The organism is Okeania sp. KiyG1, assembly GCF_014132355.1.
GTDB lineage: Bacteria > Cyanobacteriota > Cyanobacteriia > Cyanobacteriales > Microcoleaceae > Okeania.
Map to the genome: position 1 here is coordinate 1 of NZ_BLZO01000109.1, position 17,613 is coordinate 17,613.

13 protein-coding genes and 2 pseudogenes are annotated in these 17,613 nt (G+C 38.1%); 14 read left to right on the forward strand and 1 reads right to left on the reverse strand.

Translation table 11 applies throughout. The features are described from left to right. Positions 1–584: 584 nt before the first annotated feature. From SAGCYANO_RS25405 to psbM, 13 genes and pseudogenes are all read left to right on the forward strand, one after another. Entirely contained in the window at positions 585–866 is a 282-nt protein-coding gene (locus SAGCYANO_RS25405; RefSeq protein ID WP_237396676.1) for a hypothetical protein, read from the forward strand. Positions 867–900: 34 nt separating this feature from the next. Continuing rightward, positions 901–1,677 (forward strand): RNA-guided endonuclease TnpB family protein, encoded by a 777-nt coding sequence (locus tag SAGCYANO_RS25410; RefSeq protein ID WP_202222641.1) that lies wholly within the window; start codon positions 901–903, stop codon positions 1,675–1,677. 143 nt (positions 1,678–1,820) lie between these two features. Beyond that, a complete protein-coding gene (gene lgt, locus SAGCYANO_RS25415) occupies positions 1,821–2,705 on the forward strand; it encodes a prolipoprotein diacylglyceryl transferase (RefSeq protein WP_202222642.1) in 885 nt (294 codons plus the stop codon). Between the two features lies 1 nt (position 2,706). Further along, positions 2,707–2,877 carry a hypothetical protein gene (locus SAGCYANO_RS25420; RefSeq protein WP_202222747.1) on the forward strand — a complete coding sequence of 57 codons (171 nt, stop codon included), beginning with the start codon at positions 2,707–2,709 and terminating at the stop codon, positions 2,875–2,877. Between the two features lie 149 nt (positions 2,878–3,026). Then, complete coding sequence (gene cobM, locus SAGCYANO_RS25425) at positions 3,027–3,827, forward strand: precorrin-4 C(11)-methyltransferase (RefSeq protein WP_202222643.1); 801 nt, start codon at positions 3,027–3,029, stop codon at positions 3,825–3,827. Between the two features lie 559 nt (positions 3,828–4,386). After that, positions 4,387–4,806, forward strand: coding sequence for a hypothetical protein (locus SAGCYANO_RS25430; RefSeq protein WP_307785970.1), 420 nt, complete (start codon positions 4,387–4,389; stop codon positions 4,804–4,806). 840 nt (positions 4,807–5,646) lie between these two features. Beyond that, a complete protein-coding gene (locus tag SAGCYANO_RS25435) occupies positions 5,647–6,990 on the forward strand; it encodes a TIGR03279 family radical SAM protein (RefSeq protein WP_202222644.1) in 1,344 nt (447 codons plus the stop codon). A gap of 86 nt (positions 6,991–7,076) precedes the next feature. Then, positions 7,077–7,487 (forward strand): hypothetical protein, encoded by a 411-nt coding sequence (locus SAGCYANO_RS25440; protein WP_202222645.1) that lies wholly within the window; start codon positions 7,077–7,079, stop codon positions 7,485–7,487. Then, positions 7,484–11,215: a TolC family protein gene (locus SAGCYANO_RS45615; RefSeq protein ID WP_237396678.1), complete on the forward strand. Its 3,732-nt coding sequence runs from the start codon at positions 7,484–7,486 to the stop codon at positions 11,213–11,215. Before SAGCYANO_RS25440 ends, SAGCYANO_RS45615 begins: the two co-directional genes overlap by 4 nt. 843 nt (positions 11,216–12,058) lie before the next feature. After that, a complete protein-coding gene (locus SAGCYANO_RS48045; protein WP_255502447.1) occupies positions 12,059–12,181 on the forward strand; it encodes a hypothetical protein in 123 nt (40 codons plus the stop codon). An 8-nt stretch (positions 12,182–12,189) separates the two neighbouring features. Then, positions 12,190–13,412, forward strand: a pseudogene (locus SAGCYANO_RS25450) (RNA-guided endonuclease InsQ/TnpB family protein). A 571-nt stretch (positions 13,413–13,983) separates the two neighbouring features. Further along, positions 13,984–14,289 carry a 2Fe-2S iron-sulfur cluster-binding protein gene (locus SAGCYANO_RS25455; RefSeq protein ID WP_202222646.1) on the forward strand — a complete coding sequence of 102 codons (306 nt, stop codon included), beginning with the start codon at positions 13,984–13,986 and terminating at the stop codon, positions 14,287–14,289. A gap of 53 nt (positions 14,290–14,342) precedes the next feature. Then, positions 14,343–14,447 carry a photosystem II reaction center protein PsbM gene (gene psbM / locus SAGCYANO_RS25460; protein ID WP_124147322.1) on the forward strand — a complete coding sequence of 35 codons (105 nt, stop codon included), beginning with the start codon at positions 14,343–14,345 and terminating at the stop codon, positions 14,445–14,447. A gap of 539 nt (positions 14,448–14,986) precedes the next feature. Here psbM and SAGCYANO_RS25465 read toward each other — a convergent pair. Further along, positions 14,987–15,843: pseudogene (locus SAGCYANO_RS25465) on the reverse strand (universal stress protein). A gap of 105 nt (positions 15,844–15,948) precedes the next feature. Between SAGCYANO_RS25465 and SAGCYANO_RS25470 the strand changes: the two are divergent. After that, positions 15,949–16,431 (forward strand): thioesterase family protein, encoded by a 483-nt coding sequence (locus tag SAGCYANO_RS25470; RefSeq protein WP_202222647.1) that lies wholly within the window; start codon positions 15,949–15,951, stop codon positions 16,429–16,431. Positions 16,432–17,613: the final 1,182 nt, after the last annotated feature.

The window sequence follows — 17,613 nt, forward strand, 5'->3', positions numbered from 1 at the left end:
CGCCCAAAATACGCTCTTTCTTTGAGCATGAAGAGCTGAAAACCAGGTACAATTTCTATATCTAAAAAGTCTAAAACCTTTACCTGTAAATACTTTGAGATTTATTCAGCAAATCCTAAATAGAGGAAGGAATGTCCGCGTCCTTTGATTCGACTGCTATAACTATATGCTGTGCGATCGCTATATTCCTCATATTCCTCAAAATTTCTAACTTTTGACTTTTAGCTATTAAGGTATAATAAAAGTTATACATAAATATAGTCATATATAGTCAAGTGATGTCAAATATCTTCGTTGATTTGTACAAGCATAGCTACTAAATATTTGACAAAATTTAATAACTCCAAGGCCATCTGTATTAATAGTATAATGAAATTGGCACGCTTAGTTTCAGACTAAATAATCAGAAAAGTTCCGAACTGCTCAAATCCTAATATAATTTTAACTCCTTGATTTATGAAATTAGTTGAGAGACATATCCTATTCAGAAAATCATCGGTTTTATCCTGAAATTGACCGACTGTGTTTTTTGTCGAAAAATCTCTATAACTATGCTAATTATTTAGTTCGTCAATCTTTCATATTTGAAAATACATTATCTGTCACTATTACGACCTGCAAAAACACTCTCTACTCAATCAGATTATCAAGCAATACCAGCTAAAGTATCTCAACAAATCTTGATGATTTTAGATAGAAACTGGAAAAGTTTTTTAGCAGCAAACGAAGTTTATCTAAAGAACCCATCAAAGTTTAAATCTCGTCCTCGTCTTCCTGGATATAAAAATAAAGTAAAGGGAAGAAATATTGTAGTTTATACCACACAAGCCATCAGCAAGAAGCAACTTAAAACAAGGAATTATTAATCCGAGTAAAACAGGGATTTATCTCAAAACTTTAGTGCCTACTTCACAAATTAAACAAGTTCGTCTCGTCCCCAGACTTAACCATTATGTAATAGAGGTGATTTATGAGAAATGCGAAAAACAATACGAGCTAGAGAAAAATTGTTGTGCCAGTATTGATATAGGATTAAACAATTTAGCTACATTAACTTTTAATCAAGCCGGAATCAAACCGCTCTTGATCAATGGCAGACCGTTAAAATCTATCAATCAATACTATAATAAAATCAAAAGCTTCCTACAATCTCAACTCCAGGAAAATCAATCAAGTAAGAGACTGAAAAAGCTTTGTAATAAAAGAGAATTTAAAATCAACGATTATCTACATAAAGCATCTCGTTTGATTATTGATACCCTGATTAATCAGAAAATAGGAACATTGATAATAGGGCACAATAAAGAGTGGAAGCAGAAGATAAATCTAGGAAAAAAAAGTAATCAAAATTTTGTATCTGTTCCCTATAACAAGTTAATAGAAATGTTATCTTATAAAGCCAAGATGGTAGGGATATATGTAATTATTACAGAAGAATCTTACACCTCAAAAGCGAGTTTTATAGATAATGATTTGATTCCTGTTTACAAGAAAGGTGAGAAAAATCAAGTCACCTTTTCAGGAAAAAGAGTAAAAAGAGGCTTGTATTGTACTGCAAGCATTGGATTAATTAATGCTGATGTGAACGGTTCTCTAAATATTATGAAAAAAGCAGTCCCAAATGTCTTTGACTATGGGATAGAGAAGCCAGTGCGTTGGGCGGGTCCCCCGACTTGAAGCAACTGGCGTGGTGTTGTAGTGCCTCCTCCGGAGGAGCTGCGCTAACACCCAGTCAGGGTAACTCCTGCAAAATAAGGATATGTCATATTTGACTATATTTTTATGAACTATTCTTATAATTAATTTTTCTATGTAAATCTATGACAGTAGAAATTCCCCTATTGCCTTTAGGCTTTCAATTTACTTCTCCAGGTCCAATTATTTTTGAATTGGGGCCTTTGGCTGTCCGTTGGTATGGACTTCTAATTGCAACAGCAGTATTAATCGGAGTTACTCTATCTCAATATTTGGCTAAACGCCGTCATGTTAACCCTGATTTATTAGGCGATCTAGTAGTTTGGTTGGTATTAGCTGCAATTCCTGGAGCAAGGTTGTATTATGTTCTGTTTGAGTGGGAACAGTACCAACAAAATCCTATAGATATGATTGCAATTTGGAAAGGAGGTATTGCCATTCATGGAGCAATTATTGGTGGAGCGATCGCTGCTTTAATTTTTGGTAGAGTTAATAAAATCTCTTTCTGGCAATTGGCAGATTTAGTGGCGCCTTCTGTAATTTTGGGACAAGCCATCGGTAGGTGGGGTAATTTTTTCAATTCTGAGGCTTTTGGTAGTCCCACTGATTTACCTTGGAAGTTATATATTCCTCCAGAACGTCGTCCATCGGAATTAGTAAATTTTGATTATTTTCATCCCACCTTTTTATACGAGTCTCTATGGAATTTGATGGTCTTTGGACTATTACTATTCCTATTTTTTAAAGATTTGCGTGGTAGATATCGACTTAAGGTAGGGACTTTATTTCTTGTTTATATGGCAGCTTATAGTAGTGGACGAATTTGGATTGAGGGATTACGGACTGATAGTTTGATGTTAGGGCCACTGCGAATTGCCCAATTTGTGAGTTTAGCTGGAATTTTATTGGGGTTGGCAGGTTTGGCTTGGCTATATTTGTTGAAGCGACCTTTACCTGATGTGTGGCCTTCAGAGAATAGGTACAGGGAGGAAGAGACACAGAAAGAGTGAAATGAAGAAGGAAGAAGGAAGAAGGAAGAAGGAAGAAGGACAGAAGGAAGAAGGAAGAAGGAAGAAGGAAGAAGGAAGAAGGAAAAATTGCATGGCGATAGTCAACGACCAGCCACTTCGTGTCTTATCGCCCCAAACAATTTCAGCACATCCGTTAACTGTGGGGCATTAAACCCGCAAGAGAAAAGATAAAAAAAGCTCTAGACAGTAAGTCCAGAGCTATACCAGGGTGCATCTACCATTCCTTTTATCTGAATGTAGTTACTAAAATCAGGAAAAATCACAGAATACTGAAGAAAATTTTTTGGCTAATACTAATAAATGAATAATACAGAAAGTCTTGAAGCAGCAGTCTACATTGTAGGAGCAGGTCCAGGAGACCCCGATCTATTAACGGTGAAGGCTTATAATATCTTGGCTAAAGCAGATGTGATTCTATACGCAGATTCTTTAGTACCTAAGCAAATGTTACGAGATGTACGTCCTGACGCTGAGATTATTGGAACGGCAAATAAAACCCTAGAAGATATTCTGCCTTTAATGATAGACCGAGTGAGAAAAGGTTGTTCTGTAGTACGTCTCCATTCTGGAGATCCAAGTTTGTATGGGGCGGTTTATGAGCAAATGCAGCTTTTGGCAGAGGCAGAAATTGATTTTGAAATTGTGCCGGGAATTAGTGCATTTCAGGATGCAGCGGCTAAGTTAAAAGTGGAGTTGACTGTACCTGGGTTGGTACAGACAATTATATTAACTAGGATTAGTGGAAAAGCTACAGGAGTTCCTCCTAGTGAAGAGTTGAGTAGTTTGGCTGCTCACGGGGCGAGTTTATGTTTGTATTTGAGCGCTCGTCATGTTTGGGAAGCACAACAAAAGTTGATGGAACATTATTCGCCTCAAATACCTATTGCAATATGTTATCGTTTAGGATGGCCTGATGAACAGATTTTGGTTGTACCTTTGGAGAAAATGGCTGTTGTTACTGAGGATAAACAGTTAGTCAGAACAACCCTATATGTTATTAGTCCAGCGTTGGAGAAAGTGGAAAAAGTAGGGCGTTCTGGTCTTTATAATCCTCAACATACTCATCTATTTCGAGGAAGTAGTTCAACAATTAATAATTAATAATTAATAATTAATAATTACCTTTTCTTGAAAACGGATACGATTGACTCAAAGGAAAATTTTTTCTTGTTTCTCCTTCCAACTACATGAAGTACAGATATTAACAATTAAATGAATGCAAGTGCGGGCATCTTGCCCGCGATGGGTCTACTTCACCAAAGTAAAATCTGCTGTATCTTCACACGTTAGTGAGCAGGATAACCCAAAAATAATTGGAACGGGAGCAAGATGCTCCCACTGGTTATATCGTGACCAAAATAATTGGAACGGGAGCAAGATGCTCCCACTGGTTATACCATTACAATGCACAACTACTAATCAATTTTTATACTTAACTTCTTAGGTGTTTCATAACAGATATCTTACAGGGATTTTACATTAGAAAAAATCAAACAATCCTTTGAAATTAAGATAAGAGAAGAACAAAACTATTTTGCAAATATATCGCCATTACAACCTAGTAAATTATTAACAGAAATACTCGACTATAACGTAGCGATCGCTCTAGCAAGTAATAGCGAAAAAGCTCGTTTCCTGACGGAATGCTCCGCAAACGGAAATGATAATTGCGCCAGTATTAATAGATATCAAAAGACAAAATCAAGAACAAATTAATATATTCTCAGGCATAGATTTTACAGTTGAGCCAGAAACAGGATTAAACGGAACTTGTGACTTTTTAATAACGAAATCATCGGAAATGTTAATCGTAACATCTCCAGTAATTGTGATTGTTGAAGCGAAAAAAGAAAATCTCAATTTAGGATTAGGGCAATGTATAGGAGAAATGATAGCAGCCAGAATATTTAACCAAAAAGAAGGCAACAATATTACAACAATTTATGGAGCAATTACATCTGGAACAAACTGGCGATTCTTAAAACTTGAAGGGGAAAACATTATTATAGATTTAACGGAATATTATCTAAATCAAATCAATCTAATTATGGGAATATTAACAGCTAGTCTGACTTCTTAAAGAAGCGGTCAGCGGTTTGGAGAAGGAAGAAGAAAGAAGAAACAAGGAAAGTACATGAGTCTATAGATAAATACCTTACCGAACAATTAATAATTAAATAATTCGCGCCTTGAAACCTCCCCTTTCAAGGGGAAACAAGAAAAATTTTTCCTTTTATTCAATCCTCTTCCTTTTATACTAATTCCCAAAAGTAATGCTATATTTAAGTTATACTTCAACAGTCAAATATTCACCAAAATTCAAAGTCTTTTTTTGACAATTATTATTCGGTTAGTATAGATTTTTCCTAGTTTTAACTCCTCCCGCCATCTCCCATAGTTCCCACACTTCCCCACCCAATCATACATAGCGTTCTTTTTGAGAAATGGTATTAGGGAGAGGTAATTATCAATTATTCATTATCAATTATCAATTATTGAAAGTGCTTTTCATTTCAGTAGACCAGACAGTAGGGAAAAAAATATAGGTAGTGCGTCAAGGAAGTGTTGTCCGGGTGGGGAGTGTGGTCCGGGTGGGGAGTGTGGGGAGAGCTGAGAAAGAAAGTAGGAGGAATAATTGTTGGGTGTATAGTTATTGTGCTTGTCTTGATGCCGTCCTAACTTTTTAGTCCAACAAGCAATTCAACTCGCGCCCCCAACGCGTCTAAAATACGCTCAACCTTATATATATCAGTGCTGAGTGATTACCAACCGCCTGCCCTACTTACTTATCCCACACTTTGGTAATGCACAACCAAAATATATTGGACAAACTACCTTTTTATAAGCGGGTTTGGTATAATTTATTCCTTAACTTCTCTCTTCCTTCTTCCCTCTTCCTTCTTCCTTCTTCCTTCATAACATGAGTAAAACTTCTATCAAACCTGCTCTAATAACTAAAATTATCCCCGACTCCATCGCTGCCGAAATTGGTTTTGAACCAGGAGATGCGATCGCTTCTATCAACGGACAACAACCACGAGACCTGATCGACTATCAATATATTTGTGCTGACGAATATTTAGAAATAGAGGTCATTGATGCTAAAGGCAAAACTCACCACATCGAAATAGAAAAAGACTACGATGAAGACTTGGGTTTAGAATTTTCTACCGCTCTGTTCGACGGTCTCATTCAATGTAATAACCGTTGTCCGTTTTGCTTCATTGACCAACAACCACCAGGTAAACGAGAAACTCTTTACTTAAAGGATGATGACTATCGTCTCAGTTTCCTCTACGGTTCATACCTGACTCTGACTAACCTTCCTCAACGGGAGTGGGAGAGAATAGAACAAATGCGACTCTCGCCACTCTATGTTTCTGTCCATGCTACTGAACCAGAATTGCGATCGCGCCTACTGAAAAATTCCAGAGCAGGTAAAATACTCGAACAAATTCAGTGGTTTCAACAACGGCGACTGCAAATACACGCTCAAGTTGTGGTTTGTCCGGGAATTAATGATGGTATTCATCTGGAACGCACATTATTAGATTTAGCAAAATTTCATACTGGAGAAATTCCGGCAGTAGCATCTGTGGCAGTTGTACCAGTCGGTTTAACTCGCTTTCGTCCTAGTTCAGATGAACTAATTCCCGTCACCACTGAAAAAGCGGAGGAAGTTATAGACCAAGTACAAGAAATTCAAGCTAAACTGAGACAGACATCAGGGACTAATTGCATCTGGTTAGCTGACGAATGGTTTTTAATTGGCCGTCGAGAGTTGCCCCCTGCCTCAGAATATGAAGATTATCCTCAAATTGGCAATGGAGTTGGTTCAATTCGGCAGTTCATATCACAATTTGAAGCTGCTGTCAAAGAAGTTTTAGCCAAAAACATTTGCTTAAGCACCAAAAGGAAATTAACCTGGGTAGTAGGAAATGCAGTAGAGAAAGCATTTGCAGCGATCGCCGAGCGACTCAATCAAATTGAGGGACTGGAAGTAAATATGGTAGCCTTATCAAGCAACTATTGGGGACAAAGTATTAGTGTTACTGGATTATTAACAGGCCAAGATTTGCTAGAGGGTTTACAGGGGCGAGACTTAGGGGAAGGAATTATTTTACCCTCAGTAATGCTCAAACCAGGAGATAATTTATTTTTGGATGATATGGCCCTAGAAGAATTAGCAGATCGACTGAAGAAACCTATTTGGCCAGTGGCAGGAGTAGAAGAGCTAATTTTGACTGCTGTGGGCGATTGCTAATTGAATTTTCAACTTTTGATTTTGGCAGAGCAGTTGACTCGTTAGTTTAAAATATCAGTTGGACTTGGAGACGAATAAAAAAATCCATGAGTGTTTTTCGTAATGTATTGGTAGTAGGAGCGATCGGAGTAGTTATTTCAAATGCGGGACAGGGGTCTACAACCCCACCACCTATGCACTCCCAAAGTAATACTCCTAAAAATTCTATTTTAGACCCACAAGAGGTCAAAGAAAAATCTATTGAGGTAACAGAAACTCAAGAAGTCAAGTCAGATACTGATTCTTTAGAGGATATTACTCAATCGAGACATCAAGGCAGTTTATTAGAGAAGTTAAATTCCAATTCTGATTCTCCTTCATTAGGTACAAAAGTACCATCAACAAGACACTCAGAAGTTAATATCAATAAACACTTACCTCATTCAAAGCCTAATCAAGAGGCTATTTCTTCCTTAAAAAATTTGAAAATATATACAAGAATACAGGTAGTTTATTGACAGAATTAAAATCCCATAGAAAGGGAGAAAATGTTTCGTCTTCAGCATTACCAATTAAACAAAATATTAATCGTAGTTTGGAAGCTAACAAGAATCAAAATTTTAATGTAGATTCAAAAAATGTAGCTGAATTAGAGAAATCAAATTCTCGTTTATTAGATTTGTTACAGTCAAAGTCTGGTAATTCTCATAGAGAAGCAAATATTAGTCCGGGTAATGAAACAGAATCTAAACAGTCAATTACTCTGGCTGGTAAAGGTGCTGAAAAAGTTGATGTAGATTCAACAAATGTGGCTGAGTTAGAGAAATCAAATTCTAGTTTATTGGATTTATTACAATCAAAGTCTGGTCATTATGAGGTAGAAACGGAAATTAATCCTGGTAATGAAAAAGAATTTGAACAGTCAATTACTCTGGCTGGTAAAGGTGCTGAAAAAGCTGAAGTAGAATCGACAAATGTGGCGGAGTTAGAGAAATCAAATTCTAGTTTATTAGATTTATTAAAGTCAAAATCAGGTAATTCGGAGGTAGAAACTAAAGTTAATCCTGGTAATGAAACCGAATCTAAGCAGTCAATTACTCTGGCTGATAAATTTGGGAATAAAGCTGAGATAGACTCGAAAAATTTAGCTGAATTAGAGAAATCAAATTCTCGTTTACTAGATTTATTACAGTCAAAATCAGGTAATTCTGAGATGGAAACGGAAATTAATCCTGGTAATGAAACCGAGCTTCAACAATCAATTACTCTAGCTGATAAAGGTACGGATAAAGGTGAGGTAGACTCGAAAAATTTAGCTGAATTAGAGAAATCAAATTCTAGTTTATTAGATTTATTAAAGTCAAAATCAGGTAATTCTGAGGTAGAAACTAAAGTTAATCCTGGTAATGAAACCGAATCTAAGCAGTCAATTACTCTGGCTGATAAATTTGGGAATAAAGCTGAGATAGACTCGAAAAATTTAGCTGAATTAGAGAAATCAAATTCTCGTTTACTAGATTTATTACAGTCAAAATCAGGTAATTCTGAGATGGAAACGGAAATTAATCCTGGTAATGAAACCGAACTTCAACAATCAATTACTCTAGCTGATAAAGGTACGGATAAAGGTGAGGTAGACTCGAAAAATTTAGCTGAATTAGAGAAATCAAATTCTAGTTTATTAGATTTATTAAAGTCAAAATCAGGTAATTCTGAGGTAGAAACTAAAGTTAATCCTGGTAATGAAACCGAATCTAAGCAGTCAATTACTCTGGCTGATAAATTTGGGAATAAAGCTGAGATAGACTCGAAAAATTTAGCTGAATTAGAGAAATCAAATTCTAGTTTATTAGATTTATTAAAGTCAAAATCAGGTAATTCTGAGGTAGAAACTAAAGTTAATCCTGGTAATGAAACCGAATCTAAGCAGTCAATTACTCTGGCGGGTAAAGGTGCTGAAAAAGCTGAAGTAGAATCGAAAAATTTGGCTCAATTAGAGAAATCAAACTCTCGTTTATTAGATTTGTTACAGCCAAAGTATGGTAATTCTCACAGAGCAGCAGAAATTTCTCCCAGCAATGAAACCGAATTTCAACAGTCAATTACTCTGGCGGGTAAAGGTGCTGAAAAAGCTGAAGTAGAATCGAAAAATTTGGCTCAATTAGAGAAATCAAACTCTCGTTTATTAGATTTGTTACAGCCAAAGTATGGTAATTCTCACAGAGCAGCAGAAATTTCTCCCAGCAATGAAACCGAATTTCAACAGTCAATTACTCTGGCAGGTAAAGGTGCTGAAAAAGCTGAAGTAGAATCGAAAAATTTGGCTGAATTAGAAAAATCAAATTCTAGTTTATTAGATTTGTTACAGCCAAAATCAAAAGTAGAAAATCCTAAAATTGAAACAGCAAAATTTCAGACAAATTTACAACCTAATCAAGAACAAGAAAACGAAACAAATAATTCCCAAACAACATCGGAAAGAAATTCAATTCCCGGAAATTCTTACCGAGTAATGACAAGCATTAATCGAGCACCCATAATGGAAACAGTCAATGATTTAGCACAGACTGAAACCCAAGCATTAGGCTTAACTAACCCCTTAAGATTACCCGGTAGAAATAACCGAAATTCAACAACAACAATTCATAACCCACCTACTTTTGGCAATACTTCAACACAGAAAAAATCTGCCCAGATAACCACAGGTCTCAATCAAACTCCAAGCAGCAATACTGTTCCTAATTTAGCCAGAGTAGAAAATCAAAAACCTTCATCAACAAATAGTGGTTTTATCATTGTTCAACAAACAACAGAAAGTTTTCCCCCACCAGTACCAGACGGAACCTTACAAACAGATCCTCCCCCTCAAATTCAACGAAAACCTAACCCATTAAACTTTCCAATTACCCCCGATGAAGTACAAATAGAAGAAACCATAGCAATTACTTTAGAGCAAGCCATTGACTTAGCCAGACGCAATAATCCAGAAATAGAAATTGCTCAATTAGAAGTCGAAAGAAGTAGAGAAAGTATGCGAGAGGCTCAAGCAGCTTTGTGGCCCAGCCTAACTTTTGACTCAAGCTTACAACGTACAGAAAGTGCACAGGGTGATTTGCAGGCCAAAGCCCAAGAACGACTAGCAGAAAGTCAAGGTTCAGAGTTTGTAGACACAGATATTCAAAATTTCCCCACCACAACTTTTATCAATGAATTTCGATTTGACTATGACCTTGGCCTTGGTAAAGCTCGTTCTGCCAGAATTGGAATTGCTAGAGAGCAAATGCACCTCCGAGAACTAGAGTTAGAAAGAGTTTCAGAAGAATTGCGCTTTAATGTATCTGACGAATACTACGATCTACAGGAATCAGATGGACGAGTCAGAATTGGGGAAGCTGCTGTGGCTAATGCTAGAAAAAGTTTAGAAGATGCAGAAGCTTTAGAAAGAGCTGGAGTTGGAACTAGGTTTGATGTATTGCAAGCTCAAGTAACATTGTCCAACGAACAACAAAATCTCACAAACGCACTGCGAGACCAGCGAACTGCCCAACGTCGCTTAGTGGAAAGATTGAATATAAGTCAGTTAATCAATTTAACGGCGGCTGACCCAATTGAGCCAGCAGGGTCTTGGCCTCTATCCTTAGATGAAACAATTGTGTCCGCTTTTCAAAACCGAGCTGAGTTAGAACAGCAGTTGGTACAAAGAGACTTAAGTGACGAGCAGCGAAAACTAGCTCTCTCAGCCATCAGGCCAAGCTTAAATTTCTTTGCCACTTACAATGTGTTGGGGTTAACTACTGATAACCAAAGTCCTTTTGCAGCTAGGGGTTGGGCTGATGGAACTACAGTAGGATTCAACTTTAGGTGGAATTTCTTTGATGGTGGTGCAGCTAGGGCGGCGGCTAGACAGAGTATTCTGGATCAAGATATTGCAGAAAATCGCTTTGAGCAAGTTAGAAATCAGGTTCGTCGTGAAGTTGAACAAGCCTTTTTTGGTTTGGAAGCTAGCTTCGAGAATATTTCTACAGCAGAATTGGGTGTGGAACAGGCCAGAGAAGCTTTACGTTTGGCACGACTCAGATTTCAAGCAGGTGTGGGAACTCAGTTAGAGGTGATTGATGCTGAGACAGACTTGACGAGGGCTGAGAATAATTTGTTAACTGCAATTATTGACTATAACCGTTCTTTGTCAGAACTACAGCGAGCTGTTAGTAATCTTCCTGGTGGAGATTTGTCGGATACTCCTTGAGGAAGATGAGGAGTGGGGGAGTGGGGGAGTGGGGGAGTGGGGAAGAAATTAAACCCACATTCCGCACCACAAAATTTAGTAGAAAAATAAGTCAAAAGTAAGAAGTTAAAAGTCAAAAGTAAGAAGTTAAAAGTCAAAAGTCAAAAGTCAAAAGTCAAAAGTAAGAAGGAAGTAAGAAGTAAGAAGTAAGAAGTAAGAAGTAAATTATAGTGGTCAATAGGAGTCAAGGATTCAGTAAGTGTTTATGCTGGCATAAGTAATCTGAGAATTTGACTATCCATTGAGGTAAATGAAGATAATTTATATAGTATAAATACCTAAGCAAGCTACGGATTTTATACTAATTTTTATGTTACGCTCTTGAAGTGCGGAATGTGGGATTAAAAAATATATATCTCTTACCATTACGCTAGGAGGACAACCAGATATTACTTTCTCTGAGTTTTATCAAAATCATAAGGGTAGCGCCACCCCGCCTTTTAAGGCGCAATATTTTTGGAGCAAAGCTCAAATCCCCTACTTCTCCTCCACAGTCGCGGTTAGGGGTGGGTTAACTTCTGTACGGGCGAATGCCATTAGCCCCTACGACTTCTGACTTCTGACTTCTGACTTCTCAACGTTGGTTGAAGACCCGCGCTCTCCCGCAGGGGAGCGTCGTATGGGAAAACCAATCAATGTTGCGGTTTCACACATGATATGCTAAAATCTCAGTCTTGAATCAGTAAACAGTATATGGTTGAAAAAGCGTACAAATTTAGATTTTACCGAAAAATTGGGTTTAAAGCCTCGCCCTTGTAGGGCGACTTTTTATTTTTATGTTAAGTGAATTGAATATATGCTATAGTGTTATTAGTTGCCGGGGGGCACTCGGAAACTCTAAACGGACGTGGAGGCAAGCGTCAGACTACTGCCAAAGTAGCAGCAGCCTGTGAGACGTCAACCCACCGAGGAGCTAAGGCTCGGTAGGAATCCCCGTGCCTTTAGGCCGGGGAGGATGTCAACCTACTCAGTCGCAAGAAAATTTGCTGCGGAGGACAATAGGTTGTGTGCGCCTCATATACAACAAAGCTTTAGCCGCTAGAACTCAAGCTTGGCATGAAAGCAAAGAACGAGTAGGGTATAAGCAAACTTCTGCTATGCTGACGAACTGGAAAAAACAGGAAGATTTAGATTTCCTAAAAGAAGTTAGCAGTGTTCCATTACAGCAAGGCGGTAGTCCATCTACAAACAGCTTTTACCAACTTCTTTAGTGGATGTGCCAAATATCCCAACTTTAAGAAAAAGCGCGCCGGGTGGTAGTGCTGAGTTCACAAAGTCCGCATTTAAGTGGAAAGATGGTCAAGTATATTTGGCTAAATGTTCTGAACCGTTACCTATTAGATGGAGTAGGCAGTTGCCCCAAAACTGTGTACCAAGTACAATTACCGTAAAACTTGACCCTAGCAGCAGATGGTCAGTGTCTCTGAGAGTCAATGACTCTAGAGATTTAAAACTGAACCCAGCAACCAAACAAGTTGGTATTGACGCGCGGAATTACCAGTTTAGTTACTACCAGTGATGGAGAAACATTTGCTAACCCTAAGAATCTAAGCAAATTAGACAAAAAACTGAGATTGGCTCAAAAGTCTCTATCTAGAAAAACTAAGGGATCTAATAACTATCAAAAGGCCAGACTGAGAGTAGCCAGGATACACGCCCGAATTAAAGATTCAAGACTTGACTATACCCATAAGCGCGCCCACTCAACTAATCAGAGAAAATCAAACTGTTGTGGTTGAGGATTTAGCAGTAAAAAACATGGTCAAGAATCATAACCCACCCCCATCCCCTCCCGGGAGGGGAGCAAGAGGGGTGGGTAGTGATGCCAACTGGGGAGAATTAGTTAGGCAATTAGAATACAAAGCAGAATGGTACGGTCGTCAACTAATTAAAATTGACAGATATTTCCCTAGTTCTAAGCGTTGTTCTAATTGTAGTCATGTAGTGGAAAAATTACCTCTAAATATTAGAGAGTGGGATTGCCCAGAATGTGCAGCTCACCACGATCGAGATATTAACGCTAGTATAAATATTTTGGCTGCGGGAGGAGCAGTGTCAGTCTGTGGAGCGCGCCTTTAGACCTGAAGGGAGTAAACCCCGCAAGGCGGGTGCTATGTTAGCGAAGCTCCTCTGTCAAGAGGAAACAGAAAGCCCCTAACAGTGATGTTAAGGAATCCCGCGCTGTCTCGTAGAGCAGCGTCGGGAGGATGTCAAAGTGGCTTTTTCTTCTGTCTTCTTCTAAAAAAACAAGTTATATAAAATCCGGCTATACAATTAACGCACTTTCTACTTCCATATCAATGCAGACATAAAATGCCGGAATATCCCCAGATAATTCCCACTCTCATCCTTTATTCTTCCTGACCAAAAAATAAGGTCTCAAGCCTCCTGCCCTTTCAAGGGGATGAAAAAGTGGTCGTAGCGCCGCTTCCCCTAGGGTGGGATGGCGAGGACACCTGCGCCATATCCATCAGACCAAGAAAAAATAAAGTTCAATATTTCAAGCCTCTGACTTTCCTGCCGAATGCTGCGCAAACAGGTACAGGTACTGATAACTGATAACTGATAACTGATAACTGATAACTGAAATGACTCCTGACTCCTAACTCCTGACTCCTGACTCCTAGCTAAGTTATTTATAAGTATTCAACCAAACATGACATTAAACTTCTCAACATTAGTTAACATTTTTTAGAATTACCAATTTCAACATAAGTTAATAATTCATAATGGCCAACATCAAATTTGAACAAGAAAACCAGGAAATAATTGCTGCTGATGGAGCAAATTTAAGAATTAAAGCTCTAGAAAACCGTATTGACCTCTACACCTTTACAGGCAAAATGATGAATTGCGGAGGCTATGGACAATGTGGAACCTGTGTCGTAGAGGTTGTTGAAGGTCTGGAAAATCTTTCACCCCGTACTCCAGTAGAAGAACAAAAGTTAAAGAAGAGGCCCCCTTCTTATAGATTAGCCTGTCAGACTATGGTTAACGGTCCTGTGACTATCAAAACAAAACCAAAACGCAAATAACAAATAATGGTATTCTTAACCTTGTGGTTTTTTCAATTCAAGGTGGGTTAATCATGGCAGTTAATGATTTAGGCTTTGTGGCAACCATTTTGTTCATATTTGTGCCAGCCGTTTTCTTAATCATTTTGTATATTCAAACTGGCAACAACGAAAGCTAAATTAGCAGTTTACAAACTCAGAGTAGGAGCATAATTTAAAAAAATTGTCCTCCTACTTTGCTGTTTTTGTCTAATTAGCAGTTGCTGATTAAATCTAAAAGGACTGACAGATAAAGGATTCAGCCTTTAAAGGATCGAAAAAATTGCCTGGTATTACGTTGAAAACCCTGAAAAACTTAGCATAAAAAAAGGCAGGGGGGATAGCAGAAAAATCAAGGAACAGATATATCCGACTATCTCCTACAGTACTTACGCACGAACAGTACATCCAGTGAGGGCGTTTTGCTACTGCATAACTCCGTTAACGCTCCGCAACATGTAAAGCGGAGCTTGGCGTTAGCCAATGCCAGAAAGCCCCTACAAATGGCGTTTTTAAGGGAGTTGCATGGGTAAGTCCTGCCTAATTAATTCCTCTTTTCTTCTAACTACTCCCCTACTCCCCTACTCCCCTACTCCCCGCTCCCCTACTCCCCCACTCCCCTACTCCCCTACTCCCCACTCCCCCACTCCCTACTCCCCTACTTCTGTTTCAGCAAACCCTAACTAGCACTCTGGCGAGCTAACAATACAGGACAATTGGCATAAACCCGCACATAGTCCGATAGAGAATTTCCTAATAGTTTATCAAGGTCCACAAGATTCTTAGCACTAGATGGACGGCGGTCTGGCGAACCCAATATCAATAGGTCTACATTCAAATCCTGGGAAACTTTACAAATTTCTGGACCAGGTTTACCACTAGCAGCAACACAGCGATACTTAATACCCATTTTTTTGGCTTTTGCTGCAGCTTCAGCCACAACAGGGTCTTTTTCTGCATCGGCAGTATAATCTTGCATTGATTTTCCACTGGGGTCTTTCTTCACATGACTCAAAATTAATTCTCCCCCAGGAATTTGATTCACTAAGGAAATAGCCAACTGTAGAGAACTTTTTCCTCCTTCTGATGAATCTAGAGCTACCATCACCCGCCTGATTTTTTTGACGTAGATATCGTCTTTCACCAGTAGCATTGGACGGGAAGTTAACTGGAAAACATATTGACTAACAGAATTTTCCAAAATAGCTTGCAGTCTACCTAGTCCCCGCGAACCCATAATAATTAGCTCAGATTCTTCTTCATCAGCTATTTGACAAACAATATCCTTTGGGTCTCCTTGTTTAAGTCGAGGATTAACTTTTTTTTGGATCTACTTTTAAAGATTGGACAGCCTCTGCCAAAATTTTTCCACCTTCTTCTAACTTAGCAGACATACCTTCTGCACTAGCTTGAGGGGGGGACAACGTGCAATACAGTGACAGATGCTACTTGAAAGTAGGGAATGTCCATCAACATATTGAGCATCTGCTCGCATAGTCCCCGACCAGCAACAGCTAGCAAAATTTTGTTTATCATCTTTATAGTTGAGTAAATCAGCGAATAATAACGTTTAAAAATAGCATAAATCTCCCGCACCCATGATAACTTTGAGAAATGTAGCGTTTTAGCAAATTTTGTAAAGTGGCCTCATCAGAACAATCTCAATCTCAGTTACCCACAAGTGCGATTGAAAATCAATCTACTCAGAAATCAGATGCTTGGTTTGAATATATAGTCCGAGTTCATCCTCACCACACTGACTATGCTGGTGTTGTTTGGCATGGGACTTATATTTCCTGGATGGAGGAGGCAAGAATAGAAAGTTTGCGTTCTATTGGTATTGAATATGCTGAGTTGGTTAATCTTGGCTGCGATTTACCAGTAGTAGAACTTTCAGTACGTTATCACAAAGTGGTCAAGTTGGGGATGGTAGTTGCAGTGAGGACTCGCATGACAAATACTGAAGGAGTCAGACTAGACTGGGATTACCAAATTCAATCTTTGGATGGTAAAGAGTTATATGTTACAGCTAAAGTTACGTTGGTAACTGTTGACCGAGAAAAAGGCAAAATTATGCGCCGTTTACCTCCAAAAGTAGAAGCAGCTTTAACTAAGCTTTATTAATAGTTGATATTTCTTTTTATTATTATTAGACATCTCCAGAAAAGAGGGAGTAGGGAGTAGGCAGTAGGCAGTAGGGGGAAATAATTGATAATTATTTATGTTTCATAGTTGATTTTATTTTTTATTATCGGAGATGTCTATTTGATAGGTAATAGGCGGATTAAATTTGTAATTACCTCCAAATTTAGCAGCAATTAATAAATTTAAACACTTTTTAACTGTTATAGGATTGAAATTTTAATTCAATTAATTGAACTTTCAAATAAAAACGAAATATATTTTGAATCTGTTTTAAAATGTGGAATTAAGAGAATTATTTTTTACTCTGGTTCTCAGAAAGATAGAAACAGAATTTAACCTCAAATTAATTAGGGCTTGCTGATTAAATCTAAAAGCATTGACATATAAAAGTTGTAGTCTTTTTTTGACTTTAAAAAGTGCAAATTTTTCAGCTCTTTATGCTCAAAAAGGAACGTATTTTAGGCAAGACTATGGCAGAAAAATCATTCTTACAAAACTTAGCTCCTACCTCCTCGCTCATTCCAATTTCTCCTGTCTTCCCCTCCTGGGAGGGCTATCCCTTATCAGGAACTCCTCAGACACGAGGAAACGGAGACGCGGAGACACGGGGACACGGGGACACGGGGACACGGAGAGAAGGGAGAAATAGTTATAGTATCTAAGTAATACTACTTAAATGTTCAAAATTAATGTACTTTAAAATACATTTTATCTCTAGAAAAAGGCTTTTAAAGTCTCCCACATAATTTGTATATTTTGTCAAGTTTTGTGTTAAGAAAGATGTTTATAAAGCATAGCCTGGGAGAGGGAGGGGCGAGGGGTGGGTCGTCTCCTTTCAAGGAGAGGTAATTCTAAATTCGCGCATTCTAAATTCGCGCATTCTAAATTCTAAATTCTAATCCTGTCTCCTACCCCTACTGAAAGACTTTTTCAGCAAACTCTAATTATTACTCTGCTGATTAAATATAAAAGCATTTACAGAAAAAAGTAAGTGCTTTTTTAGAACGAAAAAAAGTGCAACCTATTAAGCTTGAGCCACCAAAAAGTTAGGATTTTGGGGTAACTACCGCAACAAAATAAAGGGATAAATATATCCGACTACCTCCTCTAAATTTCCATTAATTAATCCTGAGTTCTGACTCCTACCTCTTATCGATGATT

Coding starts and splice junctions, on each gene's coding strand:
- psbM (WP_124147322.1), top strand. CDS start 14,343: ATGGCAGTTAATGATTTAGGCTTTGTGGCAACCATTTTGTTCATATTT.
- SAGCYANO_RS25430 (WP_307785970.1), top strand. CDS start 4,387: ATGATAATTGCGCCAGTATTAATAGATATCAAAAGACAAAATCAAGAA.
- SAGCYANO_RS25440 (WP_202222645.1), top strand. CDS start 7,077: ATGAGTGTTTTTCGTAATGTATTGGTAGTAGGAGCGATCGGAGTAGTT.
- cobM (WP_202222643.1), top strand. CDS start 3,027: ATGAATAATACAGAAAGTCTTGAAGCAGCAGTCTACATTGTAGGAGCA.
- SAGCYANO_RS25435 (WP_202222644.1), top strand. CDS start 5,647: ATGAGTAAAACTTCTATCAAACCTGCTCTAATAACTAAAATTATCCCC.
- lgt (WP_202222642.1), top strand. CDS start 1,821: ATGACAGTAGAAATTCCCCTATTGCCTTTAGGCTTTCAATTTACTTCT.
- SAGCYANO_RS25420 (WP_202222747.1), top strand. CDS start 2,707: ATGAAGAAGGAAGAAGGAAGAAGGAAGAAGGAAGAAGGACAGAAGGAA.
- SAGCYANO_RS25455 (WP_202222646.1), top strand. CDS start 13,984: ATGGCCAACATCAAATTTGAACAAGAAAACCAGGAAATAATTGCTGCT.